This window comes from Mesorhizobium sp. M0292 (assembly GCF_040321695.1).
Taxonomy (GTDB): Bacteria; Pseudomonadota; Alphaproteobacteria; order Rhizobiales; family Rhizobiaceae; genus Mesorhizobium.
Map to the genome: position 1 here is coordinate 37,178 of NZ_JAMYSB010000017.1, position 25,797 is coordinate 62,974.

The following is a 25,797-nucleotide window of genomic DNA, read 5'->3' on the forward strand; positions in this document are numbered from 1 at the left end:
CCTCCCCTCTCATTTGGGCTCTCGTGTCAGCCACAGTTGCACCAGCGTGATGGCGATTGCCAGCCCCGCCATGGTGTAGGCGACGGCCGAGGCGTAGCCGAAATTGAGCGAGCGAAAACCCTGGCGGTAGAGCAGCAGGCCAAGCGTCTCGGTGCCGCCGCCGGGGCCGCCGCGCTCGGTGATCAGGAACGGCTCGGTGAACAGCTGCATGGTGCCGATGATCGACAGCACGGCGCAAAACACGATGACCGGCTTGAGCAGCGGCAGCGTTATGTAGAAGAACTGCTTGAGCTTGCTGACGCGGTCGAGCGTCGCTGCTTCATAGACATCCTCGGGGATCGACTGCAGGCCGGCGAGCAGGATGATGGCGTTGTAGCCGGCCCAGCGCCAGGTTACCGCGATCATGATCAGCGCCATGGCCGGTGTGACGTTGGAGAACCAGTCGATCTTGGACAGGCCGACGCCGGCGAGCAGCTTGTTGATGATGCCGAAATCGAGATTGAACATCAGCCGGAACACGGCGGAATAGGCGACCTCGCCGACCACCACCGGAGCGAAGAAGGCGAAGCGGTAGAGGCCACGTGCTTTCAGCAGCGGCGAGTTCAGCAGCACCGCCATGACGATCGCCAGCGAGATCATCACCGGCACCTGGATGACGAGGATGAGCAGCGTGTTCTTCAGCGCGTTGAAGAAAGCGGGGTCGCCGATCAGGCGGCCCCAGTTGAACGTCGGCGCAAAGCGCCAGGGCACCGTGCGCGTCGCCTGGAAGGAAATCATGAACGAGGAGATGATCGGCCACACCCAGAAGATGGCGAAGATCAGGAGGTAGGGCGTGAGGAAGCGATAGGCCGTGGCGTTCTGGTAGCGCATGGTTCCTCCTTTCTTTTTGTTTTCCCTTCTCCCCTTGTGGGAGAAGGTGTCGCCGCAGGCGACGGATGAGGGGTGTTCCAGGGAACACCAACGCCTCACTCCGCTGGAACACCCCTCATCCGTCTCGGCGCTATCGCGCCGATCCACCTTCTCCCACAAGGGGAGAAGGGGAAGTGGAGCTTACTCCTTCACCGGCAATCCGGTCGCCGAGGCGATCTGGCTGGCGGCGTCGTCGAGTGCGGCCTTGGCATCGGGATACCCGCCGCCGAGATATTTGGTCTGCACCGCGCGCATGATGATTTCGGCATCGCTCTGGAACGGCGTGCCGCGGCTCGGCACCACCTTGGGCAGCGTGGCGAGGATGTCCTTCCACACCGCCTGGCCGCCCCAATAGGGCAGGCCTTGCGAGACATAGGGATCGTCGAGCGCCGAGATCAGCGACGGCACCAGGCCGAAATCCTTCAGCATGGTGATCTGGCCTTCGTTGGTTCCCAGTGTGTATTTCAGATAGGCGTAGGCGGCCTCCTTGTTCTTCGAGGCTGAGGTGATGGCGAGCGACGAGCCTCCGAGATTGGCGGCGCGCGGGCCGTCGGCGGTCAGGCTCGGCATCAGATAGACACCCCATTTGCCGTTTTCGCCGGCGGATTCGGTGCGGATGGTGCCCTCATACCAGCCGCCATAGACCTGGGTGGCGACGGTGCCGGCGGTGTTGTTGGTGATCTTGGTGCCCCAGTCGGCCGACGAGATGATGCCGGCGTCCTTCATGTCCTTGATCTTGGCCAGCGTGTCGACGCATTTCGGCTGGTTGACGGTGATCGACTGCCCATCGGCGGCGAAATAGCCGCAGCCCTGTTCGTTGGAAATCATGCGGAAGAATTCGGTGTCGCCGTTGAAATCGGCATTGGTCATGGTGACGCCGGGATTGGCGGCCTGGACCTTCTTGCCGGCGGCGATGAAATCGTCCCAGGTCTTGATCGAGGCCGGATCGACCCCGGCCTTCTCGTAGAAGTCGCGGCGGTAGAAGGCGGCGACTGGGCCGGAATCCCACGGCATGGCATAGGCCTTGTCGCCGACCTCCAATTCGGTGCGCTTGAAATCCGGGAATTTCTTCTGGTCGTCGGCGGTGTAGCCCAGCGTGTGCAAATCGACGAAGCAATCGGGGAACTGGCTCCAGTAATTCTCGGCCTCGCCGTTTTCGATCGAGACGATATCGGGCAGGCCGACGCCGCCGGCCGCGCAGCCGGCGATCGACTTGTCATAGGTCGGCTGATTGCCGAGATCCTGAACGGTGACCTTGACGTCGGGATGCTGTTTGTTGAAGCCGGCCACCGTCGCCTTCAGCGACGAAGCGGCGATATTCCAGCTCCAGATCGTGATTTCGCCGGACTGCGCCAAAGCCGGGGTTGAGCCCAGGCCAAGCGCCAGCGCGGCACAGATCAGTGTCGTGCGCATTGAAATCCTCCCATTTCATTTGCTCTCTCTTCGCGAGCATGGCTAGACTAGGCGGCGCGGAAGGCTTGTCCCTGACAACGGGAATAAAAGATGGGCGGAAAGTAAGATGCCGGAACGGCCGTTTTACCAGCCTGGCGCCAGCAGCGTCGAAGGCCTGCCGATGGCTTTGCAGATGTTTCACAACCATCCGCTGGTGATGCTGAAGCCGCATTGGCATGCCCAGGTCGAGGTCAATTTCATCGTCCGCGGCAGCGTGCACTACCGCATGAACGAGCACGAGATCGCGCTCACGGCGGGCGACATGTGCCTGTTCTGGGGCGGGCTGCCGCACCAGATGGACGATCTCTCCGACGACGCCATCTATGCCGGCGCGCATCTGCCGCTGGTGCATTTCTTCCGCCTGCACCTGCCGACGGATGTCCGCCACCGGCTGATGACCGGCGCCACGCTGGTGACATCGGCGACCGACCAGGCCGACCATCACAATTTCGAGCGCTGGAACCGCTATTTCCGCTCGGGCGATGCGGCGATAACCGAGCACGCCGTGAACGAGCTGCTGCTGCGGTTGGAGCGGGTGCGTTTCGAGCCCTACCGGCTGGTGCCGGAAACCGCCATCGGCCAGGAACCCGGCGGCCCGTTCGACCAGCAATCGCTGCGCAATGTCGGTCGCATGTGCGACTTCATCGCCGAGAATTTCCTCTACGACATAGACTGCGTCGACATCGCGGCGGCGGCCGACATCCATCCCAAATACGCCATGAGCATTTTCAAGAAATCGACCGGCATGACGCTCAACGAATATATGAATCTGCTGCGGCTGAGCTACGCGCAGGCGCTGCTGATGCATGAAGACGCCAATGTGCTGCGCGTCGCCATGGATTCAGGCTTCGGCTCGCTCAGCGCCTTCAACAAATCCTTCCGCAAGCTGGCAGGGATGTCGCCCTCGGATTTTCGCCGGGGTGCGGTGGGCCGATAGGTTCAACGGTCATCTTGATCAACCCGCAGCCGTTCCGGGTGGAAACATGTGCAAGGCTAATCGCGACCGCCTTTGTCGGATGCGATCATCAACTTGGAGAAAGTTGTCAGCGACTTGGCGTTTCATGAGCGCCTTCCCCCACTCCGTCGCTGCTTCGCTCGACGGAGTGGGGTCGACCTGGCTCTGGCGTTGTCATTTCAAGCCGGGACCGGTGCCCTCCGCCCGAGGAAACCCGACAATTACCGCCAGCCCAGGCCGGCGATCCTCCAGCGCAATCGTTGCACCATGCAGGTCGGCGATGGCCCGCACAAGGCTGAGGCCCAGGCCGCTGCCGGGCGTGGTGCGGCTGGAGTCCAGCCGGTAGAGCCGCTGGAACACTTTTTCGCGCTCCTGCGCCGGGATGCCGGGGCCATTGTCGGCGACCTCAGCCAGAATGCGGTCGCCTTGCCGCCGCACCGATAGAAGGATTGCCGTGCCATCGGGGCAATGCCGCAGCGCGTTCTCAACCAGATTGGCAAACAATTGCGTCAGCAGGTCGCGGTCGCCGTGGACCAGGCATGGGGTGCCGTGGACGATCGTGGCCGACAGCGACTTGCCGTCATCCTCGGCGACACCGGCGTAGATTTCGGCAATGGCATCGATGACGCCGGTGAGGTCGAGATCGACAAAGCGCGACTTGCGGGCGCCGGCCTCGATCTGGGCAATACGCAACAGCGCATCGAAAGTATCGTTGATCTGCAGGCTTTCCCCACGTGCCTCCGCCAGCTCATCGGCAACGGCCTCACCCCGCGCGGTCCTGTCGGCCGCAGCTTCCAAAATCATCTGCAGCCGGTTGAGCGGCGTCTTCAGATCATGCGCGATGTCGGCGCTGACCTGGCGCATGCCGTCCACCAGCGCCGCCAGCCGCTCCAGCGCGGCGTTGACCTGGCGCGAGACGCCGTCAATGTCGTCGCCATTGCCGAGCAGTGGAATGCGGGCGTCGAGCCGGCCGTTGGAGACATCGTCCATGGTGGTGGCAATGCCGTCGAGGCGACGCTGCACACGCGACGCCAGCAAGGCGCCGCCAGCCACCGCCAGCCCTGAAATGATCAGGGTGGCCCAGCCGAAGCTCATCAAAACGATGCGTTCCAGCTCCTCGGTTTCGGAGAGCGAGAAGGCGATTGTCAGGCTGTTGGGCCCGACCGAACCGGTCCAGGCGCGGTACATAGTGTCCGGCGCAACGCCTGGCAGGGAAGCGGCAAAATCCGAAAAGCCATCGGGAAGGTCGGCGGCGGTGAAATTCCCGGCCAGGCGATTGCCGGCGGGATCGGTGAGCGAGAACAGCTGTTCCTTGCTCGGGCTGAGCGCGGCGTGGCTGTCGACTGCCGAAACCAGATCCTCCCGGTCGTTTCCGGCATAGGTCACCGCCACGACCGAATAGGTCTCCTTGACCGACTGGTCGAGCTGCTCGGCAAGATCCGCGCTCATCAGCTGGTAGACGATGGCGCCTGACAGGATGAAGGCGAGCACGAACAGCAAGGCGAAGGTCAGGGCCAGCCGAAACGGCGTGCTGCGCAGCAGGCGAGAGCCTGTCTCAGTCATAGTGCGTTTCAGTCATGGCAAGCTTCAGTCATGGCAAGTTTCTGTCATGCCGCGCCTCAGTCGTGAACACTGTAGCCAGTGTTGCGCACGGTGTGGATCAACGCGGTTTCGAACGGCCTGTCGATCTTGGCGCGCAGCCGGCTGATATGGGTTTCGACGACGCTGGTCTTGGGGTCGAAGTGAAAATCCCAGACCCGTTCCAGAAGCATGGTGCGGGTGATGACGCGGCCCTCGCCGCGCATCAGCACTTCGAGCAGGCTGAATTCGCGCGGCTGCAGGTCGATCGCCTGGCCCTGCCTGGTGACGCGGCGCTGGATCAGGTCCATTTCGAGGTCTGCGATGCGCAGCGTCGTCTTCAGCTCCTGCACCGCAGGGCGACGGCCGAGCGCGTTGATGCGGGCGAGCAGTTCGGAAAAGGCGAATGGCTTGACGAGATAGTCGTCGCCGCCGGCCTCGAGCCCTTCAACCCTGTCGTCGACGCCGCCGACCGAGGTCAGAAAGATCGCCGGCGTGCGCACGCCCGCCGCCCGCACCGCCTTGATCATCGACAGGCCGTCGAGGCCGGGCAGCATGCGGTCGACGACGATCACGTCATAGGCGTCGCGTGTCGCGGCAAACAGCGCGTCATGCCCGTCGCGCAGCAGATCGCAGACATGCCCGGCTTCGCTCAGGCCCTTGACGACATAGTCTGCGGTCCTGGGGTCATCCTCAACAAGGAGAAGTCGCATCTCTGTTCCGGTCTGTTGCCGAGGCTTTGCCAGAGCGGCATGCTAGCACCGGCGGCGGTCCGTTCCTAGAATATCCGCCGGCGCCTGGTCGCTCGTGGTCGTTGCACATGTCCATAAGTGTCATCCGACCGGATCGCGCGCAGGGACAAGCATCCTGCGCAGCACGGCGTCTTTCAGAATAAAATGATGGAAGAGTGCCGCACCGGCATGAATGCAGATCAGAACGATGAATACCGGCTTTGCCCAAGTATGGACATCGCCCAAGGCAATCGTGGTGGTTTGCAGACGGACGCCCAAATTGTCGACCAGATTGTCGGTGATCAAGGTGCCGACGACGCTGATCAGCACCACCGCCAGCCAATAGGCATGGCACATAACGCTTCTGCGCGAATTGCAGCGCCAGCGCGACGACAAGGATGCCGGTCATGATCAGCGAGGTGACGGTCAGTCCGAAGCCAAGATTGACGGCCAGATAGTCGGCCGCCGTCTCGCTAGTGGGTGGCGAGACACCGGCGCTATGAGCCCTGCCGGGGTGCAGGAACTATGATGAGCTACGCTCCCCCCAAGCCGGCAGCGAAGGCGTTCGACCAGCACAAGCGCCTGCTCGTCATACAAGTGGCGGCAGCCCTCGCCGTCATGCTGTTGCTGTTCACCAAGCCCTTTCTCGTCGAAGGCTCGGACGGGCACGAATACATTGAGGCGCTGGGCATCGGCTTCGTGCTGGTCTGCTTCCTTGGCCGTCTGTGGAGCATTCTCTATGTCGGCGGAAGGAAGAACGACGAGCTGGTCACCATCGGCCCGTTCTCGATGAGCCGGAACCCGCTCTACTTCTTTTCCACGGTCGGCGCGGCGGGCGTCGGGTTGATGTACGGCTCGGTGCTGGTGGCGGCGGCGCTGGCTCTGGTGAGCTACCTGGTGTTCCGGGTGACGGTGCGCAAGGAAGCCGAGTTCCTGTTTGGAAAGTTCGGCCCCGCCTACAGCGTCTATGCCGAACGCACGCCGCCTTTCTGGCCGAACCCGCTGCTGTTTCACGATCAAGCCGAACGCCGGTTCTCGACAAAGGCGTTGCGGCGGACATTCACGGACGGGCTCTATTTCCTGGCGCTGTTCCCGGCCATCGAGACGATTGAGCAGTTGCGGATCAGCGGCATGCTGCCGGTGTTTTTCACCCTCTACTGACCGGAGCGCCGTGCCGCGCGGCGCACGCTGTAGAGCAGGATGACGAGGCAGCCGGGCAGAAGCAGGACGCCGCCGGCAAGCGGCGGCAACGCCAGCAGCTTCACTGCCGCGGCAATCGCTACGATCAACAGCAGCGCCAGCGTCGCAAGGCTGCCGTCGTCGATGAACATGCCGACGAGCTCCTTTAGAATGAGGCGGACGACGTTCATCGAGCAACTCCTTGTGCAGCCTTGGGGTAGCTGGCGCGCAACCAGCGCACCATGGCGAAGCACGCGACGGCGATGATTGCGAAGATGGCCAGCAGCGCCAGATCGGCGCCCGGCCAGTCGGTGCCCAGGCCTTCGCCGGTCCAGAAAATGCCGAAGCTTGTCAACATCAGGCCGACGGCGAATTTGAGCGCGTTTTCCGGCACCCGCGCCAGCGGCCTGTGCACCGCAAGGCCGATGATCGTTACCAGGACGAAGGCTGCCAACGCGCCAAGGCTGGCATAGAAGGTCTGTGCATGCGCGGCGCCGACGGCAATGACGATGAACACCACCTCGACACCTTCGAGCAGCACCGCCTTGAAGGCCGCGAGCCCGGCCAGATAATCGGCGCGGCGGTCATTGGCCTGCTGCTGCAAAGCGGCGGTTTCCTTTGAAAAGGCCGCGTCCTCGTCATGCAGGGCGATGACGCCGACACTGCGCAAAATGGCCTTTCTCAACCAGCGCATGCCAAACAGGACTAGGAGCACGCCGACGACGAACTGCAGCACCGCAATGGGAATCAGCGCCAGCAGCGGTCCGAAGGCCAGCACCAGAGCCGCCAGCACCGCCAGCGCCAGCGCCGCGCCTGTCAGCGCTGGCCGCCAGCTGCGGGTGACGCCTACCGCCAGCACGATGGTGAAGGCCTCGACCACTTCGACGAAGGAGGCAAGGAACGAGGCGGTCACGGTGGAAAGTATGGGCGTCAGGCCGTTCATGAAGGTTTCCTGTCTGCGGGAATCACTAGCCTGAGAAGGATACAGCGCTCCGGCGGAAGGGAGAACGCGCCGGCATCGTCGCCATGGTCTATCTGTTGCGTCAACATCGGTGGCCCGGTCGCCGGCGTCGCTACGAGCTGCTCGGCGTCGGCGACAATTTCAAGCCGATCGTGCTAGGCCTTGTCATTGTGCTCGCCGTCATTCTGGATGCCTATCGGGAAAAGCTGTTGAGGGTGATCCGATAAAGCGCGTCGCGCTTTTTGGTTTTTGTTTTATGGATGTCATTTTCCCAGATCCGCCGGACACTCCGGGCGACATGCACTAGGGGACAAGAAATGACGACGATTGCCGATGTCGCGCGCCATGCCGGAGTGTCGGTCGCAACCGTCTCGCATGTGATGAACCGCACGCGCCATGTCGAGCCGGAGACGGCCGAGCGCGTGCATTCGGCCATCGCCGCCTTGCGCTACAGTCCGAACACGCTGGCGCGCAGCCTGAGGCGCGGCGAGACCAAGACCATCGGCCTGCTGCTGCCGGACAATTCCAATCCGTTCTTCGCCGGCGTGGCACGCCAGATCGAGGATGCCGGCTTCCTTGCCGGCTATACGGTGATCCTGTGCAACTCCGACGGCAGCGCCGAGAAGGAGGAGCGCTACCTCCAGGTGCTGATGGCCAAGCAGATCGACGGGCTGATCTTTGCCGGCTCGTCCGATCATGCGCGGGTGTTCTCCAGCCTTCTGCCCGGCGTCCCGGCGGTGCTGATCGACCGCGAGATCCATTCGGTCAATGTCGATTCCGTGCTGGTCGATCACGATTATGGCGGCTATCTCGCCGGCCGCTATCTGGCCGGGCTCGGTCACGAGAAGATCGGCGTCATCGGCGGCCCGCGCGATTCCAGCTCCAGCCCCGCCCGCCTGCGCGGCTTCGCCAGGGCGCTGCAGGAAGCCGGCCTCGACCTGCCGCCGGCCTCGGTGGTGGATTCCGACTACCACTTCGCCGGCGGCCGCATGGCGATGGAGCGGCTGATGGCGCAGGCGCCGGGGATCACGGCGCTGTTTGCCTGTAACGATCTGATGGCCATGGGCGCGCTGACAGTGCTGCGCGGGCGCGGATTGCGGGTCCCCGGCGACATGTCGATGATCGGCTTCGACGACATACCCTATGCCGTCACCACCTGGCCGCCACTGACGACGATCGCACAGCCGGTCGAGAAGATCGGCACGCGGGCGGTCAGCCTGCTGCTCGAGCGGGTTGCCGAGCCGGCGGCGCATTCGCGCCGCGAAGTGCTCACCCCGGTGCTCGTCGAACGGGAGAGCTGCGCGCCGTTGCGCGGCTGAAGCCCCTCAGGCGGCTGCCGGCTGCAGCGCTGCCCTGAGCAGCATGCCGAAGAGGTCGCGCGGCTCGTCGGGATCGGCGAGCAGGTCGAGCTCCTCGTAGAGGCCGGTGGCCTGAAGCTGGTCTCTGATATAGCGCAGTGCGGAAAAATCCTCGGTGGCGAAGCCGACGGAATCGAACAAGGTGATCTGTTCCGCCGTCTTGCGGCCTTCCGCCTTGCCGGTCATCACCTGCCACAACTCGGTCACCGGATGGTCGGCGTGGAGCTGCTGGATTTCGCCCTCGATGCGCGTCTGCGGCGAGAACTCGACGAAGATGTCGGAGCGCAAAAGGATGTCGCGGTGCAGTTCCGTCTTGCCGGGGCAGTCGCCGCCGACCGCGTTGATGTGCACGCCGGAACCGACCATGTTGTCGGTCAGAATGGTGGCGGACAGCTTGTCGGCGGTCACCGTGGTGATGATGTCGACTCCTTCCACAGCATCCTGGCCGGTGGCGCAGATGGTGATGTCAAAGCCTTTGCCGGCGAGGTTGCGGGCGCATTTTTCCGAAGCCGAGCGGTCGATGTCGTAGAGCCGCAGCCGGTCGATGCCGAGCAGCGCTTTGAAGGCGACAGCCTGGAATTCGGACTGGGCGCCATTGCCGATGATGGCCATCGAGCGCGCGCCTTTCGGCGCCAGATATTTGGCCGCGACAGCGGAGGTCGCCGCGGTGCGCAGCGCCGTCAGGATCGTCATTTCGGTGAGCAGCATCGGATAGCCGGAGCCGACATCGGCGAGCACGCCGAAGGCGGTGACGGTCTGGCGCCCCTCGCGCATGTTCTTGGGATGGCCGTTGACATATTTGAAGCCGTATAGCCGGCCGTCGCTGGTCGGCATCAGTTCGATGACGCCGTCATGGCTGTGCGAGGCGATGCGCGGCGTCTTGTCGAACAGCTCCCAGCGGCGAAAATCCTCCTCGATATAGGCGGCGAGTTCGGTGAGGAACCGCTCGACGCCGATGGTCAGCACCAGCTTCATCATGCGGTCGACGCTGACGAAGGGGACGATGGCAAGGCGGGAAGGCTGGGTCATGCAATGCTTCCGGAATGGCTGCGGGTCGGGCGGTCCATGATGCGGCGGCCCATCAGGCTGGCGGCGAGGTCGACCATCAGCGTGGCGGTGCGGCCGCGCTCGTCGAGGAACGGGTTGAGCTCGACCAGATCGAGGCTGGAGACCAGGCCGCTGTCGGACAGCATCTCCATCACCAGATGCGCCTCGCGGAAGGTGGCGCCGCCGGGCACGGTGGTGCCGACGGCCGGCGCGATGGAGGGGTCGAGGAAGTCGACGTCGAGGCTGACATGCAGCAGGCCGTTTTCCTTTTCGACGATGGCCAGGAAGGCGCGCAGCAAAGGTGCAACGCCGTGCTCGTCAATGGTGCGCATGTCGTGCACGGTAACCCCCGCTTCGCTCAGCGCCCGGCGCTCCGCCGGATCGACGCTGCGCAGGCCCATGACGCAGATGTGGGCAGGGTCGACGGCGACAGGCAGGTCCGGGAAATAACCGTTGAAGCCCGGCCGGCCGCTGGCATAGGCGAGCGGCACGCCGTGCAGATTGCCGCTGACGGTGGTATCGAGCGTGTGGAAATCGGGATGTGCGTCGAGCCACAGCACGAAGAGCGGCCGGCCGCGTTCGGCGGCGCGGCGGGCTATGCCCGACACCGTGCCGGCCGATATCGCGTGGTCGCCGCCAAGGAAGATCGGCATGGCGTCTCGCGAAGCCGCATAGGCGGTCTCGGCAATTGCCGCCGTCCAGGCGGAAATCTCCGGCAGGGCCTTCAGCGCGAGATTGCCGTGGACGATTGCGCGCACGGCGGCCGGTTGCACCGCGCCCCAGTCCTCGACCTCGTGGCCGAGTTCCGACAGCACCGAGGCAAGCCCGGCCGTGCGCAGCGCGCTCGGCCCCATCTCGCATCCCATCCTGCCGGCGCCGTCCTGCACCGGCGCGCCAACGATCCTGCAGCGCATGGTTCTTGTTGTCCTTGTAAATTGATTGGGCGGTTGATGCGTGGAATGAACCATCCCGGCCCGGCAGAATGAACAGGCGAAATTGGCATTTCGAGAAGAATGATTTATCAATCCGATAAGTCAGCTTGGTCAAAGTGGATAGAATCATGGACTTGCTCGACGAAAGGCTGGTCACGCTGCTCAGGCATGATGCCCGGCGCAGCATCTCCGATCTCGCGGTCGATCTCGGGGTGTCGCGCGCCACGGTCAGGGCGCGCATGGAGCGGCTGGAAAAAACGGGCGAGATCATCGGCTACACGGTGGTGCTGCGCGCCGACGCGGTCGACCAGCGGATACGCGGCGTGATGATGATCGAGATCGAGGGCCATGCCGCCGACCGCGTGGTCCGGGCGCTCGGCGGCCTCGCCGAGGTTTCGACCATTCACACCACCAATGGCCGCTGGGACCTGGTGGTCGAACTCGGAACGGCGTCGCTCACCGATTTCGACGCGGTGCTTAGGCGGATACGGCTCATCCCGGGGATAACCGGCAGCGAGACAAGTCTGCTGCTGGCAACGCCGAGGACGACAAGGGCAAGGTTGGCGTAGCCGTCCTTCCGGCCGGCGTGTTCACGCAAAGCTTTGTGACGGATCTGGCGAATGGGTCGCCTGGCTGACGAATCTCATTGGGGCCGCAGCTATCCTCCACATGACGGAGGAAGCCGGCATGACGCGAGATTGCACCAGCTTCAACGGTGCAAGGACCGGACGCTTGCCACAGGCCAAGGCTGATGGCAGGATAAAAGGCCGCAACGTGCGGCCTCTGGCGGCCGTTGTGTTTCGATGGATTATGAAGCATTTTCCCAAGGTGCGGGTTCTCCTCACAATGTGCGGCAGCCTCGTTTCGCCTTGGTCGCCCTTGATTTTTCGCAATGTGCGCTTTGCCTGCCTCAGGCCGCAGGGCATTTAATTCCACGGGGTCAAGCCTCATGACAGAGATTTGTGCTCGGGCCGTCTATCGTCGGCGAAGACAAGGCATGGCGCCACAATCAGCGCCCCTGGCATTCGTGACCTGGTGAAGAATGCCGTTGCGTACCTCTCGCCCCCATGTTTCAAAACAGGTCGATAGACCCGCGAGAATGGTTTCGAAGCCTGCGGGGTTGCCCACGGTCCGGCGAGAATTCTAAAAGACGTTCACAATGACACAGCACGCAAAAGACGCACGAATTCTCATGTACAGCCACGACACGTTCGGGCTCGGCCATTTGCAGCGTTGCCGAACGATCGCGCATTCGCTGGTCGGGGATTTCCGCGGACTTCAGGTGCTAATCATTTCGGGCGCCACCATCGCCGGCGCCTTCGACTACCGCGCCCGCGTCGACTTCGTGAAGATCCCCAGCGTCATCAAGCTGCGAAACGGCGAATACACCTCGCTGGAAAAGGACATCGATCTGCACGAGACGCTAAGGATGCGGCAGTCGATTATCCGCCACACGGCCGAGAGCTTCCGGCCGGATATCTTCATCGTCGACAAGGAACCGCTGGGGCTGCGCGGAGAGATTGAGGATACGCTGTCCTACCTCAAGACGCGGGGCACCACGCTCGTGCTTGGCCTGCGCGAGGTGATGGACGCGCCGCATTTGCTCGAAGCGGAGTGGGCACGCAGGGATGTGATGCGCAAGATCGGCCTGTTCTACGACAAGGTCTGGGTCTATGGCCCGCCGGATTTCTACGATCCGCTGACCGGCCTGGAGGTGCCGCCGGCGGTCAGGGCAAAGATGAAGTTCGTCGGTTTCCTGCAACGGAGCCTGCAGCAGAACCAGTTGCCCGGCCACCGGCCCGAGGGCGACTATATCCTGGTTACCACCGGTGGCGGCGGTGACGGCGCCGACCTGATCCACAACGTCATCGAGGCCTATCAGCAGGATCCGCGATTGCAGCACCGGGCGCTGATCGTGCTTGGGCCCTACATGCCGGCGCGCAAGCGCAACAAGCTGGTCCGGAAGGGGGCCAAGATCCCCTATGTCAAGATCATCGAATTCGACAACCGGATGGAAGAGCTGATTGCCGGCGCCAAGGCGGTGGTGGCGATGGGCGGTTACAACACCTATTGCGAGATACTGTCTTTCGACAAGCCGGCGCTGATCGTGCCGCGCGTCACGCCGCGCGAGGAACAGCTGATCCGGGCACGGCGCGCAGCCGAACTCGGCCTCATCGAGATGCTTTTGCCTGAGGAAGCCGAGGATGCCCAGCGGTTTGCCGATGCGCTGCAGGTTTTGCCGGGCCGGCCCCGCCCATCGCAGAGCAATGCGCATCTGACGCTGGAAGGGCTGCCTCATATTTCCGAAATCGTCGCGGAACTGCTCGACCGGCGGGCCGGCCATCACCTTTCGGTCATTGAAGGCATGAACTGAGTTGCAACACCGCAAGATCGTCGTGGTTCTGAAGGGCTACCCGCGGCTGTCGGAAACCTTCATCGCGCAGGAGCTGCTCGGTCTGGAGCGTGCGGGGTTGGACCTGATACTTTTCGCGCTCAGGCGGCCGACCGACGCAAAACGTCATCCCGTGCATGACGAGATCAAGGCCCCCGTCCATTATCTGCCGGAATATCTGCACAGAGAGCCGCTGCGCGTGGTTCGATCGCTGTTTGCCTGTCTGCCGCGGCCTGGCTTCTGGCGCGCGCTCAAATCGCTCGCTGCCGATATCCGCCGCGACTTTACGCGCAATCGCGCGCGCCGCTTCGGGCAAGCGCTGGTGCTGGCGGCCGAATGGCCGCAAGATGCCGGATGGCTGCATGCCCATTTCGCGCACACGCCGGCATCGGTGACGCGCTATGCCAGCCAGCTTCGTGGCTTGCCCTGGAGCTGCTCAGCCCATGCCAAGGACATCTGGACGTCGGCGGACTGGGATCTGGCCGGCAAGCTTTCCTCGGCGCGCTGGACGGTCACGTGCACGAAAACCGGCTTCGACCATCTGAAAAAACTCGCCAACGGCAGTTCGTCCGTGCATCTGAGCTATCATGGGCTCGACCTTGACCGCTTCGGCAGTTTCGGCGAGGCGCGAAAACAGCGTGACGGCTCGGCGCCGGCCGAACCGGTCATGATCTTGAGTGTCGGACGCGCCGTTGAAAAGAAAGGCTATGATACGTTGCTGGAGGCTCTTGCCCTCTTGCCTGGCGATCTGGCGTGGTGTTTCGAGCATATCGGTGGCGGCGAGGAACTGAACCGGCTGAAGGCGCTCGCGCAAAGGCTCGGGCTGGAGGGGCGCGTCTCCTGGAAAGGCGCGCTGGCGCAGGAGGAGGTGCTTGAGCACTACCGCAGCGCCGACATCTTCGCTTTGGCCTGCAGGATCACCGCGGACGGCGACCGGGACGGCCTGCCGAATGTTCTGGTGGAGGCGGCCAGCCAGCGGCTTGCCTGCGTGTCGACCGATATTTCCGGCGTGCCGGAGCTTTTATCGTCGGATGAAACCGGGCTGCTGATTCCCTCGGAAAACCCGACTGCCCTGGCACAGGCGCTGGAGCGCCTGATCCGCGATCCCGTCCTGCGCGCCCGCCTCGGCGACGCCGCGGAGCGGCGCGTGCGAAGCAATTTCGACCATGTGGCAGGCATTGGACAGCTCAAGGAACTGTTCGAGCGGGAGTGGCGGGCCGCCGAATGAAGCGGCTGCGCGCTTTCTTCTATGTTCAGCACCTGCTCGGCATCGGCCATCTCGCGCGCGCCAGCCGCATTGCGGCGGCTCTGGTCGATGACGGGTTCGACGTCACCGTCGTGACCGGCGGAGCGCCGATCGCGGGATTTCCGGGATCGGGTGTAAAATCCGTGACCCTGCCGCCTGTCACCTCCGGTGACGAAGGATTTTCCGGACTTGTCGACCTGCAGGGCAAAGCCATCGACGATGATTTCAAGAGGCGGCGCTCAGAGATGCTGCTGCAGGCTTTCCGGGATTACAGGCCCGACATCGTCATTATCGAGGCGTTTCCCTTTGGACGCCGGCAGATGCGTTTCGAACTCTTGCCACTGATCGAGGCCATCGAAGCGACATCGCCCAGACCGCTGCTGGCGGCGTCCGTCCGCGACATCCTTCAGGAGCGCGTGAAGCCGAGCCGAAACGAAGAAACGGTCGATCTCGTCAACAGGCATTTCGATCTTGTCATGGTCCATGGCGATCCGGCTTTCGCAACCATCGACAAGACATTTCCGCTGGCTGGGGCGATCAGGGCCGAGGTCGCCTACACCGGGCTCGTTGCTGCGCCGCCGGCGCAAGCGGCCTCAGAGCGCTTCGACGTTCTGGTGTCGGTTGGCGGCGGGGCGGCCGGAAAGAGCCTTGTCAGATCCACCGTCGCGGCGGCGCGAAATGCCGACAACGCCTGGACATGGTGTTTGATCACCGGCCCAAACCTGCCGAAGGACGAGTTTGACGCGATTTCACGCGATGCCTCCCCACGCCTGTCCATCTTCCGGTTCCGCGAGGATTTCGCCAGCCTGCTGACCGGCGCCCGCCTGTCGGTCTCGCAGGCGGGTTACAACACGGTCTGCGATGTCATGCGCGCGGGGTGTCGCTCGCTGCTCGTTCCATTTGCAGCCGGCGGGGAAACCGAGCAGACGCGTCGCGCTCTGATGCTCGAAGAGCTCGGTCTTGCAACGGTGCTGACGGAACAGGACCTGACGCCTGAAGGTCTGGCGCATGCGATCGAGCAGGCGCTTGCGGGACCGCCGCCAGCCTCGCATCGTCTCGATCTGGAAGGGGCGCGGCGCTCGGCGCAAATCCTGCGCGAGCGCTTCAAACAGTTCCAATCAGCATGAAGCGTGTATAATTTTTTGTCGGCAATTCGCCGGAGAACCTGATCTGCCGCAGCGCCGCCATTGCTTCGAAGGCTGCAAGTGACGCCACGCAGTTGATGTGCGTCGGCTCGCTGAAATAGTCGTTCGACTGCAGCAGCACGTTCGTACCCCGCGGAAGCAGGGCAAGCCAGGCGCTGAGATCGGCTATGTGTTCGCAGCTCGTATTGACCACCAGGTCGGGTCGGCCGGCGCCATAGTCGAGTGCGTACATATCTGCCGTCAGCGCTTGAAACCGCTCGCCGGCTTGCCGGTTGAGTGTCCGGGCGACCGCGCCGACTTCGGGATCGATGTCGATGCTGTCGATCGCCCCGATGTCGAAGCGGGCGTCATTGAAAAGCATCGCCGGCAATACGCCGTACCATCCACCCAGAACCCATATGCGCTCGAACCGGCCGCCGCAGCTTTCGAACAGCCTGTCGAGCGCCCACATCTTGCAGGCGACCTGCTTGTGGTTGAAGGCATTGGCGATATCGGCCTGCGGATGCTTGGCGATGACGCGCGCCAGCCCGGCCACGAGAGGGTGGTCGACATAGGCGGCAATTCCCCGCGTGAGGTCCAGGGCTTGCTCATGCCCACCCATGCCGGCATTGCGTGGTTGCGTGACATCCATCATATTCGTCTTCTATGTTGGGATTTCGGGCGACACAACGCAATCTTGCCTCTTGCAAGCCTGTTCGACTTGCGGACGCGACTGTGCCGCAACCCGTTTCGCCATTGACCGGAGGAGGCCGATTGCATTTGTCCGGACCATCGGCGCCCATCCGCCTGGCGCGCAGCTGCCGCTTTGAGCTCGTCGTTGGCGGCGAAGACATGGCCGATACACCATTTGCCAGCAGGTGCCTTTACATTCCGCATCCTTCAAACTGACAATCGCATATGGAAACCAGCCTAGCCCGCTATATCTGGACGCACACCAGGAAGCAGCAGCTCTGGATATTGATGATCGTCGTGCTTTCGATGGTCCCGTATTTCATGTCGTTCGACCTGCCGAAGCTGATCGTCAACGGCCCGATCCAGGGCAAGGGGTTCGAGCAACCGGGCGCGACCCTGCCATTCATGCGGTTGCACTATAACCTGCCGTTCATCGGCGAGGTCCAGTTCTTCTCCGGTTTTCAACTGGACCGCACCTCGACCCTGCTTGCGCTCAGCCTTGTGTTCCTCTTGCTGGTCGTCATCAACGGCTTGTTCAAGCTCTACATCAACACTTACAAGGGCCGGCTCGGCGAACGCATGCTGCGGCGTATTCGTTTCGATCTGGTCGATCGTGTGCTGCGGTTTCCGCCGGTTTACTTCAAGCGGGTGAAATCCGCCGAAGTGGCGACCATGGTGAAGGACGAGGTGGAGCCGCTGGGCGGCTTCATTGGCGATGCCTTCCTGCAGCCGGTGCTGCTCGGCGGCCAGGCGCTGACGGCCATGCTGTTCATCATGGTCCAGAACGTCTGGCTCGGAATGATAGCGGTCGTGATCGTGGCGATCCAGATCGTGCTTATCCCGCGAATGCGGCGGCGGCTGCTCGTGCTCGGGCGCCAGCGGCAGTTGACGGCGCGCGCGCTTTCAGGCCGGGTTGGCGAAATCGTCGACGGCATCGGCGCGGTTCACGTCCACGATACGTCGAACTACGAGCGCGCCGACATAGCAGCCCGGCTCGGGCTCATCTTCAAAATCCGCTTCGATCTTTACCAATGGAAATTCATGGTAAAGTTCCTCAACAATTTTCTCGCGCAGCTCACGCCCTTTCTGTTTTACATGATCGGTGGCTATCTGGTCATCCAGGGGAGGTTGGATGTCGGCCAGCTCGTGGCCGTGATCGGCGCTTACAAGGACTTGCCCGGACCGATGAAGGAACTGATCGACTGGGATCAGGACCGGCAGGATGTCCAGGTCAAATATCAGCAGGTCGTCGAACAGTTCACCGTCGAGAATATCATCGCGCCGGAAATCGGAGCACTGACGGTCGACGATCCCGATCCGATGACCAAGCCGCTGTCGGCGGTCAGCCTGTCGATAGCAGACGATGGCGGCGCAATGCTCCTCAATCGCATCTCGCTCGAGGTCAAGCCGGGTGAGACGGTGGCTCTGGTCAGCACCGCAACAGGGGGAGCGGAGGCGCTTGCGGAAGCCTTTGCGCGGCTGACCTGGCCGGACAGCGGAAGGATCGTTTCGGGCTCCGATGACTTGCTTGATCTCCCCGAAGCCGTGACCGGCCGGCGCATGTCCTACGCTTCGTCGGATGTTTTCCTGTTCCAGGCAAGCCTGCGCGACAATTTGCTCTACGGTTTGAAGCATGCGCCGCTGACATCGGTGACATATGACGGCGCAGCGGCGGACCAGCACCGTTGGAATATCGACGAGGCGCGCCGGTCGGGCAATCCGGATCTCGATATCCGCAGCGACTGGATCAACTATGCCTCCGCCGGCGCCACCGGCCCGCACGACCTCTTCGAAGCCGTGCGCCGGGTGCTCGACGCGGTTCTTCTGTCGCGCGACATTCTGGATCTTGGCTTGCGCTCTTCGGCCGACCTCAAGCGCCACACGAAGCTTGCCGAGCGGATCGTCGAATTGCGTGCGGCGCTGCGAACCCGGTTGGAGGAAGAAGGCCTGAGCGCGCTGGTGGTTCCTTTTGAACCGGGCGCCTACAACAAGGAAGCGACGATCGGCCAGAACCTGCTCTTCGGCGCCGCGGCCGGCCCCGAACTGGCTCACAAGGCACTGGCGTCCAATCCCTATTTTGCTTCCGTGCTGAAGCAAGCCGGCCTCGACCGCACGCTCTACGAAATGGGCATGGAGATCGCCGAACAGGCGATCGAGCTGTTTGCCGACCTGCCGCCCGAACACCAGTTCTTCCAGCAGCTCGCCTTCATGAGCGCCGAGGAGATACCCGCCTACGAAACCTTGCTGCAACGGCTCAAGAATCGCCCCTACGATGCGGTTTCGGAGAACGACCGCGCCATGATGGTCACGTTGAGCTTTGCCTATATCGAGCCCCGGCATCGCTTCGGCCTCTTGACCGACGAGCTGATGAGCAAGATCATCGCTGCACGCAACCAGTTCTATGGAAACCTGCCGGCCGAGCTGGAGAAAGCTGTCGAACGGTTTGACCCTGACAAATACATCGCCGCGGCCACCGTCATGGACAACGTCCTGTTCGGGCGTGTCGGCAACAACCATCCCGACGCGCCGGACCGCATTCGCTCCATCGTCTATGATATTCTTGACGAACTGGGGCTTTATGCCGAGCTTCTGGATGTCGGCCTGGACTTCAACGTCGGCGCCGCCGGCAGGCGGCTGACCGGCGGACAGCGACAGAAGCTCGATGTTGCCCGCGCCTTGCTCAAGCGTCCCGATTTCCTCATTCTCAATCGGCCGCTGTCGGCGCTCGACCAGCGCGTGCAGGACAAGGTGTTGCGGAATGTGCTCGACGAAGCCAGACGCGACGGCCATTCGCCGGCAATTGTGTGGGTGGTGACGAATCCGGCAATGGCGGCGATGTTCGATCGGGTTGTGGTCTTTGACTCAGGCCAATTGGTGGAAGACGGAACACACGAGACACTCTTGGCGGGAAACGGTATCTTCAAGGAACTTGTGTCATAGTCTGGCAAACGCGAATTCAGGAAGGTTTGCGACAATGCTGCTCAAGGATGAAGTTGGAATGCTGCAACGCGTTCCCTTGTTCTCTGGCATCGAGCCGACAAAGCTCAAGCTGCTCGCGTTCACGTCCGATCGCGTGAACTACAGTGCCGGCCAGATTCTTTTCCGGCAGGGCGACGAGGCAGACGCCGCCTATGTCATCCTTTCGGGCAGCGCGGATATTCTGGTCGATTCCGACAATGGGCCGATCAAAGTTGCTGAATTGCTGCCAAATTCGATCGTTGGCGAGATTGCCATATTGTGCAACAGCTCCCGTACTGCCACCGTCAAAGCGGCAAGTGAGCTGGAGGCCTTGAGAATCCGCAAGGACCATTTCCTGAGGCTTATGAAGGAGTTTCCCGAAATGACCATCGAGATATTGCGGGTTCTTGCCGATAGGCTAAGCAGTACGACCGCGGACCTGATCGACGCACGAACGGCCGAGAGCGATTCACAGTTGCACTGAAGCGGCGAGCCGCTCTGTTTCTTTGTTTTGATGCAGTTTCCGGAACCGTGTCACACCTTTCCTGGAACGACTCTGGCAGCAGTTGGTTGGCTACGATGGGCGAAAGGGTGCATGGACGACGATTTCTTCCTTGTCAGGTTTTGGGGCGTGCGCGGCAGCATTGCGGTGTCGGGGCCAGAATTTGCTCGCTATGGCGGCAACACGATCTGCATCGAGATGCAATGCGGCAAGCATACGCTTCTGTTCGACGCGGGCTCCGGCTTGCGGCCTGCCGGCAGGACGCTTCGGGCGGCGGGCGTCACCGATTTCGACCTGTTTTTCACCCATTGCCATTACGATCACATCATCGGGCTGCCGGCTTTCAAGCCTATTTATGAACGAGGCATCAAAGTTACGCTTTGGTCCGGGCATCTGGCTGGACGCATGACGACGCGGCAGATGGTCGATGAATTCATTCGGCCGCCATGGTTTCCGGTGACACTCGGTGTCTGCAAGGCGAGCCTCGACTGCCGCGATTTCGCATCCGGAGACCTGCTTCGGCCACGCGAAGGAGTTGTTGTACGAACCGGTAGTCTTACCCATCCGGGCGGCTGCATCGGCTACCGGGTCGAATGGGGGGGCCGCGTCGTGGCGGTCATCACAGACACCGAGCACGAGCCGGGCAAACTCGACCAGGCGGTGCTCGGCCTGATCAGAGATGCCGACCTCGTCATTTACGACTGCACCTACACCGAGGAGGAAATGGAGCGCTACCGCGGCAACGGGCACTCGACATGGCAACAGGGCGTCAAGCTCTGCGAGGCGGCCGGCGCGCGCGGGCTTGCGCTGTTTCACCACGATCCGGCACGCACCGACGATGAGCTGGACGAGATGGAGAAACTGGCCAAGGACAGGTTTGCCGGCGCTTTTGCGGCGCGGGATGGCCAGACGCTCACATTCCCAACTTCAGTGAACAAAAAGCGCTGAGCTATTTTCCGGCGCTGCGTTCGGTCAATGTGCTGATCGGAAGCCATGCGCAGGCTTCGGTCCGCGCGGTGATCGTGAACAGCCGTTCGAGGAAAAGCCATGCCGATTCATCATGGACGAGATGGTGGGTGAGCAGGCCGACCGGTTCGCCGCCGTCGAATGCACGCTGCAATTGCGCGACGATGGCCTGAACCAACAGACCATGATCGCGGCAGCCGCGCGTGCCATGCCAATCCATGATGTCGACATTGCTGTTGATGACCGCCAAGGAAGCCGGCCTTGGCGGCCCGAACACCGACAATGCCGCAAATCCTATCGATCCGAGGTCGGGTACCAGGCCGGCGTCGATCCGGTTCCAGGGCGGCACCAGCATCGGAACCGCACGTGCGCCGTGCAGGCCGGTTACACGCGACAGCCCGCCGGCCAGCTCATCCAGCACCACCTCGCGTGGCCGATGCGCGCCGAGCTCCTGCTTTTTTTGACCCTCGGGCGCATGATTTCGGTGCGCCCAGCCATGAATGGCGACCGTGGCATGCGGCGCGGCGTCAAGCCGGACGACAAGCTTCCCGTCGGTCTGGGCCGGAATGACGGCCAGAGTGACCGGAACCGCGAAGTCACCGGTGAGGTCGAGCAACCGATCGAGCGCCGGCGTAGGATCCACGGCGTCATCGTCGCGCAGCCAGAACTCTGCCTTGCGGCCCGCCCGTTGCCGGTGCGCCAGCTCGTCCACCAGGGGCTGCCAAATCGGGTCGGATGTCATGACAACGGGATCATCTTGAGAAGTTCCGCCAGACGGGCCTTTGCAGCACCGAGAGAGCGTTCTTCGAGAACGAAACGTCTGGCCTCTGCAGCCATGATGGTTCTTTCGTCATTGTTGGCCAGAAGCCTTGCAATTGCGGAAGCGAACGCCGCTACATCGCCTGGCGGGGTGAGAAACCCGGTCTGGCCATGCCGCACGACCTCCGGCACGCCGGCAACGTCCTGAGCCACCACCGGAAGGCCGGCGGCCTGTGCTTCAAGATAGGCAATGCCATAGGCCTCGCCGTAACCCGGCCAGACGTAGATTCCCCCGCGATAGAGGACATCCGGCACGGCGACCGGCTCAATCGCGCCAAGCCATTCGATACGGTCGGCGGGCAAGCCGGCGAATTGCGCCTTTACCTCGTCACGGGCAGGTCCGTCCCCGACGACCGACAGCGTCCAGGGGAGGTGGCCGATCAACCCGAGCGCCTGCGCCAGCATGCGATAGCTCAAGACCTTGTCGCCCGGGCGCATCATGGCGACGGTCACGAGGCGCGTCGGATAATCCAGTACCGGCATTTCGTAGAATGCCGATGTGTCGATGAAGGGTGAAAGCATACCGAGAGCGGCGTGGGGAACAGCATCCGCCAGCCCCTGGCGATCCCTTTGCGTGAAGCAGATGTTCAGCGCCGCCTGCTCTATGGCTCGCGCCACCAATGCCTGGCTATCGGCCCACGAACCGGCGTTGCGCCGTTCGGAATAGGAGGCTTCGGCCGTCACATAGGGGACGGCAAAGGCCAACGCCAGCTCGGGCCCGATCAGGTCGGGCGCCTTGTAGTAGGGATGATAGGAGAACCAGAGATCGGGCTTGCCGTCGCGGTCCCAAAGCCTTGTCAGTCGCGCGGCTTCGTCCCGGGCCTCGATCATGAGCGCATCGAAACTTTTCGGTTCCGGCTGGCGTAGATAGAAGCGCAACTCCGATGCCAGTTCGACGCTATGCCCGCCATGCTGCAGCGCCTGGACCAGCATCCGTGCCATCTGGCGGTCGCCGGAGACAACGGGATGATTGGGCGACTTCAGCGGGGCGTAGAAGGCAATTCGCATCGCGCGATCCTATCATCGCAAAGCCTGCCCAAGTCAATTTCGAGGCATGATCGACTTCACCTTCAAGCGTTGGAATGTGCTATCTGATGCTTATGGAAACAGCTGTCGCGTCCGACCCGTTCGTCGCTTCTTTGCCGGTCTTCGCAAAGTTCGAAAGCGTTGCCGATATCGACAACTATCGGCCTCTCCCCGATGGCTGGGCGCTGGCCACCGCCGACATCGTCGGCTCGACCAAGGCGATCGAAGCCGGGCGCTACAAAACCGTCAATATGGCCGGCGCCAGCGTCATTTCGGCGCTGCTCAATGCACTGGGCCGGCAAGATCTTCCCTTCGTCTTCGGCGGCGACGGCGCGCTCGTGGCGTTTCCCGGCTCGGCGCTGGAGATCGCCCGTAACGCGCTGGCTTCTGTCCAGAGATGGGTGGCGGACGAACTGGACCTGACCTTGCGTGCCGCAATCGTGCCGATAAAGGACATAAGAGCGCAAGGCCTCGACGTTCGCGTGGCGAGGTTCCAGGCCTCTGAAGCAGCCTTCTATGCCATGTTCGCCGGCGGCGGCGGCAGTTGGGCGGAAGCCGAAATGAAAGCCGGGCGCTACCGCGTCGACCCCGCCCCGGCCGGCGCGCGGCCGGATCTGACCGGCCTCTCCTGCCGCTGGAACCCGATCGAAGCCCGGCATGGCGAAATTGTCTCGATCATAGCCGTGCCCGGGGCATCGCGCGACTTGCGTGGTTTCCAGTTTCTGGCTTCCGACATCATCACCCTTGCCGGCAGGCAGGAGCGCGATGGCCACCCGGTGCCGGTGGACGGTCCGGCCTATAGTCTCTTGCCCGCCGGTCTCGATGTCGAGGCACGGGCCACGGCGCCGCCGGGGCGGCGGTGGCTGGCCAAGCTGTGGGTGATCTTCCTGATGACGCTTACGGCCGTCACCGACAAATTGGGCTGGACGATCGGCGGTTTCGATCCGAAGGTCTACAAGCGCGAGGTGGCCAGCAATTCGGATTTCCGCAAGTTCGACGACGGCTTGAAGATGACCATCGACGTCGACGCGGATGTGTTGCAGCGGATCGAGAACCGGCTGAAACAAGCGGAAGAGGCCGGCATCTGCAACTATGGCCTGCACCGCCAGAAGTCGGCCTTGATGACATGCCTCGTCATCTCGCCGCTGCAGCGCGATCATGTTCACTTCATCGATGGCGCCGCCGGCGGCTATGCAATGGCTGCCGCAAGCCTGAAGGCGAAGGCGCCGGTCTGATGACGGCTTGGGGAATCGATTTTCCGCAATGCGCCGCGGCCATGGTTCTTGGGACCCGGCGAGCCCAACGGTGCCTGAGCCGACCAATTATTTGCGCGATGTCAGGATCGGGATTGCACTTCGCCGGCAGCCTCGCCACATAGTGTTGCAGGTGATTTGTGCGGTCGACGTCTGCTTGCTTCCTGCAAGGACAGTCATTCGGGATATTCTTCGCCGGCTTCTGCCCCCGAAGCCGGCTTCATTGACTTCGAGAATTTTGCGGATCAAAGGAGATGGCTCGTCTTCGACGGGTTTCGAGATAGCATGAGCACAGCGCAAGCAGAAATTTCCAACATTCTCATGGATAAGGTTGCCGATTGGCTGACCCAATCGGCGCTGGCGGGCGACGACCTGGAAACATTGGTCAAGGGTTTTTGTGAACGGCTGGCTGCTGCCGGCCTGCCGCTGAAGCGGGTGCATTTGAGCTTTTCGATGCTGCATCCGCTTTATGACGCGCTCGGTTTCACCTGGATTCGCGGCCAAGGCCTGGAAGTGGAAGGCTTCCGGAGTGAGAACGGCGTCCATTCCGACAGATTCCTAACCAGCCCATACTACCATCTGCTCAGCAACAAGCTCGACCATCTGCGGCGCCGGCTCGACCCGTCGGTGCGGTCGGAGTTTCCTGTTTTCGATGAGCTCAGGCTTATGGGCGTCACCGATTACATGGCTTTCGTCCATCCCTTCAATGGCGATACAAGTCAGGGCATGTTGGGGTCCTGGTCCACCGACAGTGCTTCAGGCTTCAGCGACAGCATGATTTCGGCGCTGCTGCGGATCCAGAACCATCTCGCCATAGCAAGCAAGATGGCGGTGCTCACCAAGCTCGCCGACAACATGATGACCACGTATCTCGGCGGTGACGCCGGCAGGCGCGTGCTGGACGGCCAGATCAAGCGCGGCGAGGGCGACACAATCCGGGCCGCGCTGGTGATGGGCGATATGCGCGGGTCGACAAGGCTCGCCGAAACCTCCGGCCGCGAAGTCTATATCGATACGCTGAACCAGTTTTTCGATGCCATCGCAGCACCATTCAATCGCAAAGGCGGGCAGATCATGAGTTTCCTGGGGGATGGATTCATTGCCGTCTACCCCTGCGAAAGGCACCGCGCGCAGTCAGAGATCGCCTGCCAGGCTGCTCTTGCGGCTGCGCACAAGGCCAGCATGCGCATGATGGAGCTCAATCTGCGCAGAAAAGAGCAAGGACTGGGCGACATAAAATTTGGTATCGGCCTGCATGTCGGCAATGTGATGTTCGGCAATGTCGGGCTTACCGACCGACTCACATTCTCGGTCTTCGGCTCGGCTGTAAACGAGGTCCAGCGTCTCCAGACCCTGACCAAGAAATATCCGCACAGCGTTCTCGCCAGCAAGGACTTCGCCGGCTATTGCGGGGCCAACAGTTGGCTGACGCTCGGCGAGGAGGAACTGGCGGGCAGCAAGCAGAAGCTGACGGTGCTTTCACCCGATCTGTCGGGTGCTCTCGCACTCGATGAAGACGCTGCGCTGCAGCCGTTTCACGATCGGATATCGGACGCCGAGCAGGTCATGCTGCTTCATCGCGATGCCGCGCGGCTGTCGGCGGGCGACCGGAGGAAGCTCCAGTAGTCACCACCATCCGATCTGGACGCCCTGGTATGCTGTCCGGCCGCCGGTCGCCGGGGAATTCGTTTCGAATCCAAGTTGCTCTGCGCTGAC

Annotated in this window: 23 protein-coding genes and 2 pseudogenes; 13 read left to right on the top strand and 12 right to left on the bottom strand. The window is 62.5% G+C overall.

Annotated features, from left to right (window positions below):
* Positions 1-9: 9 nt before the first annotated feature.
* Both NKI96_RS23220 and NKI96_RS23225 read right to left on the bottom strand, forming a co-directional pair.
* A complete protein-coding gene (locus NKI96_RS23220) occupies positions 10-870 on the bottom strand; it encodes a carbohydrate ABC transporter permease (RefSeq protein ID WP_023745911.1) in 861 nt (286 codons plus the stop codon).
* A 180-nt stretch (positions 871-1,050) separates the two neighbouring features.
* Positions 1,051-2,322 carry an ABC transporter substrate-binding protein gene (locus tag NKI96_RS23225; RefSeq protein WP_352806397.1) on the bottom strand — a complete coding sequence of 424 codons (1,272 nt, stop codon included), beginning with the start codon at positions 2,320-2,322 and terminating at the stop codon, positions 1,051-1,053.
* A 106-nt stretch (positions 2,323-2,428) separates the two neighbouring features.
* On the opposite strand from NKI96_RS23225, the gene NKI96_RS23230 reads away from it, so the two are divergent.
* Positions 2,429-3,298, top strand: coding sequence for a helix-turn-helix domain-containing protein (locus tag NKI96_RS23230; protein WP_023831916.1), 870 nt, complete (start codon positions 2,429-2,431; stop codon positions 3,296-3,298).
* A gap of 192 nt (positions 3,299-3,490) precedes the next feature.
* Here the strand turns inward: NKI96_RS23230 and NKI96_RS23235 are convergent, their stop codons facing one another.
* From NKI96_RS23235 to NKI96_RS23245, 3 genes and pseudogenes are all read right to left on the bottom strand, one after another.
* Positions 3,491-4,879: a HAMP domain-containing sensor histidine kinase gene (locus NKI96_RS23235; RefSeq protein ID WP_023692904.1), complete on the bottom strand. Its 1,389-nt coding sequence runs from the start codon at positions 4,877-4,879 to the stop codon at positions 3,491-3,493.
* A gap of 56 nt (positions 4,880-4,935) precedes the next feature.
* On the bottom strand, positions 4,936-5,607 hold the full coding sequence (locus tag NKI96_RS23240) for a winged helix-turn-helix domain-containing protein (RefSeq protein ID WP_023672160.1): 672 nt from the start codon (positions 5,605-5,607) through the stop codon (positions 4,936-4,938).
* Between the two features lie 120 nt (positions 5,608-5,727).
* A pseudogene (locus NKI96_RS23245) lies at positions 5,728-6,097 on the bottom strand (hypothetical protein); the annotation flags it as partial.
* Between the two features lie 56 nt (positions 6,098-6,153).
* Between NKI96_RS23245 and NKI96_RS23250 the strand changes: the two are divergent.
* Complete coding sequence (locus NKI96_RS23250; RefSeq protein ID WP_023715721.1) at positions 6,154-6,786, top strand: methyltransferase family protein; 633 nt, start codon at positions 6,154-6,156, stop codon at positions 6,784-6,786.
* Here NKI96_RS23250 and NKI96_RS23255 read toward each other — a convergent pair.
* The gene (locus NKI96_RS23255; RefSeq protein ID WP_023672157.1) at positions 6,780-6,995 is read right to left on the bottom strand and encodes a hypothetical protein; all 216 of its coding nucleotides are present in this window, start codon (positions 6,993-6,995) and stop codon (positions 6,780-6,782) included. The genes NKI96_RS23250 and NKI96_RS23255 overlap by 7 nt on opposite strands.
* On the bottom strand, positions 6,992-7,747 hold the full coding sequence (locus tag NKI96_RS23260) for a COG4280 domain-containing protein (protein WP_023692903.1): 756 nt from the start codon (positions 7,745-7,747) through the stop codon (positions 6,992-6,994). Before NKI96_RS23260 ends, NKI96_RS23255 begins: the two co-directional genes overlap by 4 nt.
* 59 nt (positions 7,748-7,806) lie before the next feature.
* Here NKI96_RS23260 and NKI96_RS32615 point away from each other — a divergent pair.
* Together NKI96_RS32615 and NKI96_RS23270 are read left to right on the top strand one after the other, a co-directional pair.
* Positions 7,807-7,992, top strand: a pseudogene (locus NKI96_RS32615) (ABC transporter permease); the annotation flags it as partial.
* Between the two features lie 90 nt (positions 7,993-8,082).
* Positions 8,083-9,084, top strand: coding sequence for a LacI family DNA-binding transcriptional regulator (locus NKI96_RS23270; RefSeq protein ID WP_023692902.1), 1,002 nt, complete (start codon positions 8,083-8,085; stop codon positions 9,082-9,084).
* Positions 9,085-9,090: 6 nt separating this feature from the next.
* On the opposite strand, the gene ocd is transcribed toward NKI96_RS23270, so the two are convergent.
* Together ocd and rocF are read right to left on the bottom strand one after the other, a co-directional pair.
* Complete coding sequence (gene ocd / locus NKI96_RS23275) at positions 9,091-10,152, bottom strand: ornithine cyclodeaminase (RefSeq protein ID WP_023692901.1); 1,062 nt, start codon at positions 10,150-10,152, stop codon at positions 9,091-9,093.
* Complete coding sequence (rocF, locus tag NKI96_RS23280) at positions 10,149-11,084, bottom strand: arginase (protein WP_023706789.1); 936 nt, start codon at positions 11,082-11,084, stop codon at positions 10,149-10,151. The genes ocd and rocF overlap by 4 nt, the downstream gene beginning before the upstream one ends.
* 146 nt (positions 11,085-11,230) lie before the next feature.
* Here rocF and NKI96_RS23285 point away from each other — a divergent pair, with 146 nt between their 5' ends.
* From NKI96_RS23285 to NKI96_RS23300, 4 genes are all read left to right on the top strand, one after another.
* Positions 11,231-11,671: an Lrp/AsnC family transcriptional regulator gene (locus NKI96_RS23285; RefSeq protein ID WP_023685065.1), complete on the top strand. Its 441-nt coding sequence runs from the start codon at positions 11,231-11,233 to the stop codon at positions 11,669-11,671.
* Between the two features lie 590 nt (positions 11,672-12,261).
* Positions 12,262-13,476: a glycosyltransferase family protein gene (locus NKI96_RS23290; RefSeq protein WP_023672150.1), complete on the top strand. Its 1,215-nt coding sequence runs from the start codon at positions 12,262-12,264 to the stop codon at positions 13,474-13,476.
* A gap of 1 nt (position 13,477) precedes the next feature.
* Positions 13,478-14,722 carry a glycosyltransferase gene (locus NKI96_RS23295; RefSeq protein ID WP_023706790.1) on the top strand — a complete coding sequence of 415 codons (1,245 nt, stop codon included), beginning with the start codon at positions 13,478-13,480 and terminating at the stop codon, positions 14,720-14,722.
* On the top strand, positions 14,719-15,867 hold the full coding sequence (locus NKI96_RS23300; RefSeq protein WP_023706791.1) for a glycosyltransferase family protein: 1,149 nt from the start codon (positions 14,719-14,721) through the stop codon (positions 15,865-15,867). Before NKI96_RS23295 ends, NKI96_RS23300 begins: the two co-directional genes overlap by 4 nt.
* On the opposite strand, the gene NKI96_RS23305 is transcribed toward NKI96_RS23300, so the two are convergent.
* On the bottom strand, positions 15,845-16,516 hold the full coding sequence (locus NKI96_RS23305; RefSeq protein ID WP_081727413.1) for a class I SAM-dependent methyltransferase: 672 nt from the start codon (positions 16,514-16,516) through the stop codon (positions 15,845-15,847). The two genes, NKI96_RS23300 and NKI96_RS23305, sit on opposite strands and share 23 nt — an antisense overlap.
* A gap of 266 nt (positions 16,517-16,782) precedes the next feature.
* Between NKI96_RS23305 and NKI96_RS23310 the strand changes: the two genes are divergently transcribed.
* The 3 genes from NKI96_RS23310 to NKI96_RS23320 all read left to right on the top strand — a co-directional run bounded on the left by NKI96_RS23310 (position 16,783) and on the right by NKI96_RS23320 (position 20,965).
* On the top strand, positions 16,783-19,497 hold the full coding sequence (locus NKI96_RS23310; protein ID WP_023698117.1) for an ABC transporter transmembrane domain-containing protein: 2,715 nt from the start codon (positions 16,783-16,785) through the stop codon (positions 19,495-19,497).
* Between the two features lie 34 nt (positions 19,498-19,531).
* Complete coding sequence (locus tag NKI96_RS23315; protein WP_023672144.1) at positions 19,532-19,999, top strand: cyclic nucleotide-binding domain-containing protein; 468 nt, start codon at positions 19,532-19,534, stop codon at positions 19,997-19,999.
* A 111-nt stretch (positions 20,000-20,110) separates the two neighbouring features.
* On the top strand, positions 20,111-20,965 hold the full coding sequence (locus tag NKI96_RS23320; protein ID WP_023692895.1) for an MBL fold metallo-hydrolase: 855 nt from the start codon (positions 20,111-20,113) through the stop codon (positions 20,963-20,965).
* Between the two features lies 1 nt (position 20,966).
* On the opposite strand, the gene NKI96_RS23325 is transcribed toward NKI96_RS23320, so the two are convergent.
* Positions 20,967-21,725 (bottom strand): polysaccharide deacetylase family protein, encoded by a 759-nt coding sequence (locus tag NKI96_RS23325; RefSeq protein WP_023687625.1) that lies wholly within the window; start codon positions 21,723-21,725, stop codon positions 20,967-20,969.
* Complete coding sequence (locus NKI96_RS23330; protein WP_023732840.1) at positions 21,722-22,810, bottom strand: glycosyltransferase family 4 protein; 1,089 nt, start codon at positions 22,808-22,810, stop codon at positions 21,722-21,724. Before NKI96_RS23330 ends, NKI96_RS23325 begins: the two co-directional genes overlap by 4 nt.
* A 74-nt stretch (positions 22,811-22,884) precedes the next feature.
* On the opposite strand from NKI96_RS23330, the gene NKI96_RS23335 reads away from it, so the two are divergent.
* Complete coding sequence (locus tag NKI96_RS23335; RefSeq protein ID WP_027050460.1) at positions 22,885-24,063, top strand: DUF3095 domain-containing protein; 1,179 nt, start codon at positions 22,885-22,887, stop codon at positions 24,061-24,063.
* A gap of 303 nt (positions 24,064-24,366) precedes the next feature.
* Positions 24,367-25,707, top strand: a complete 1,341-nt coding sequence (locus NKI96_RS23340) for an adenylate/guanylate cyclase domain-containing protein (protein ID WP_023672139.1) — start codon at positions 24,367-24,369, stop codon at positions 25,705-25,707.
* Positions 25,708-25,797 lie beyond the last annotated feature (90 nt).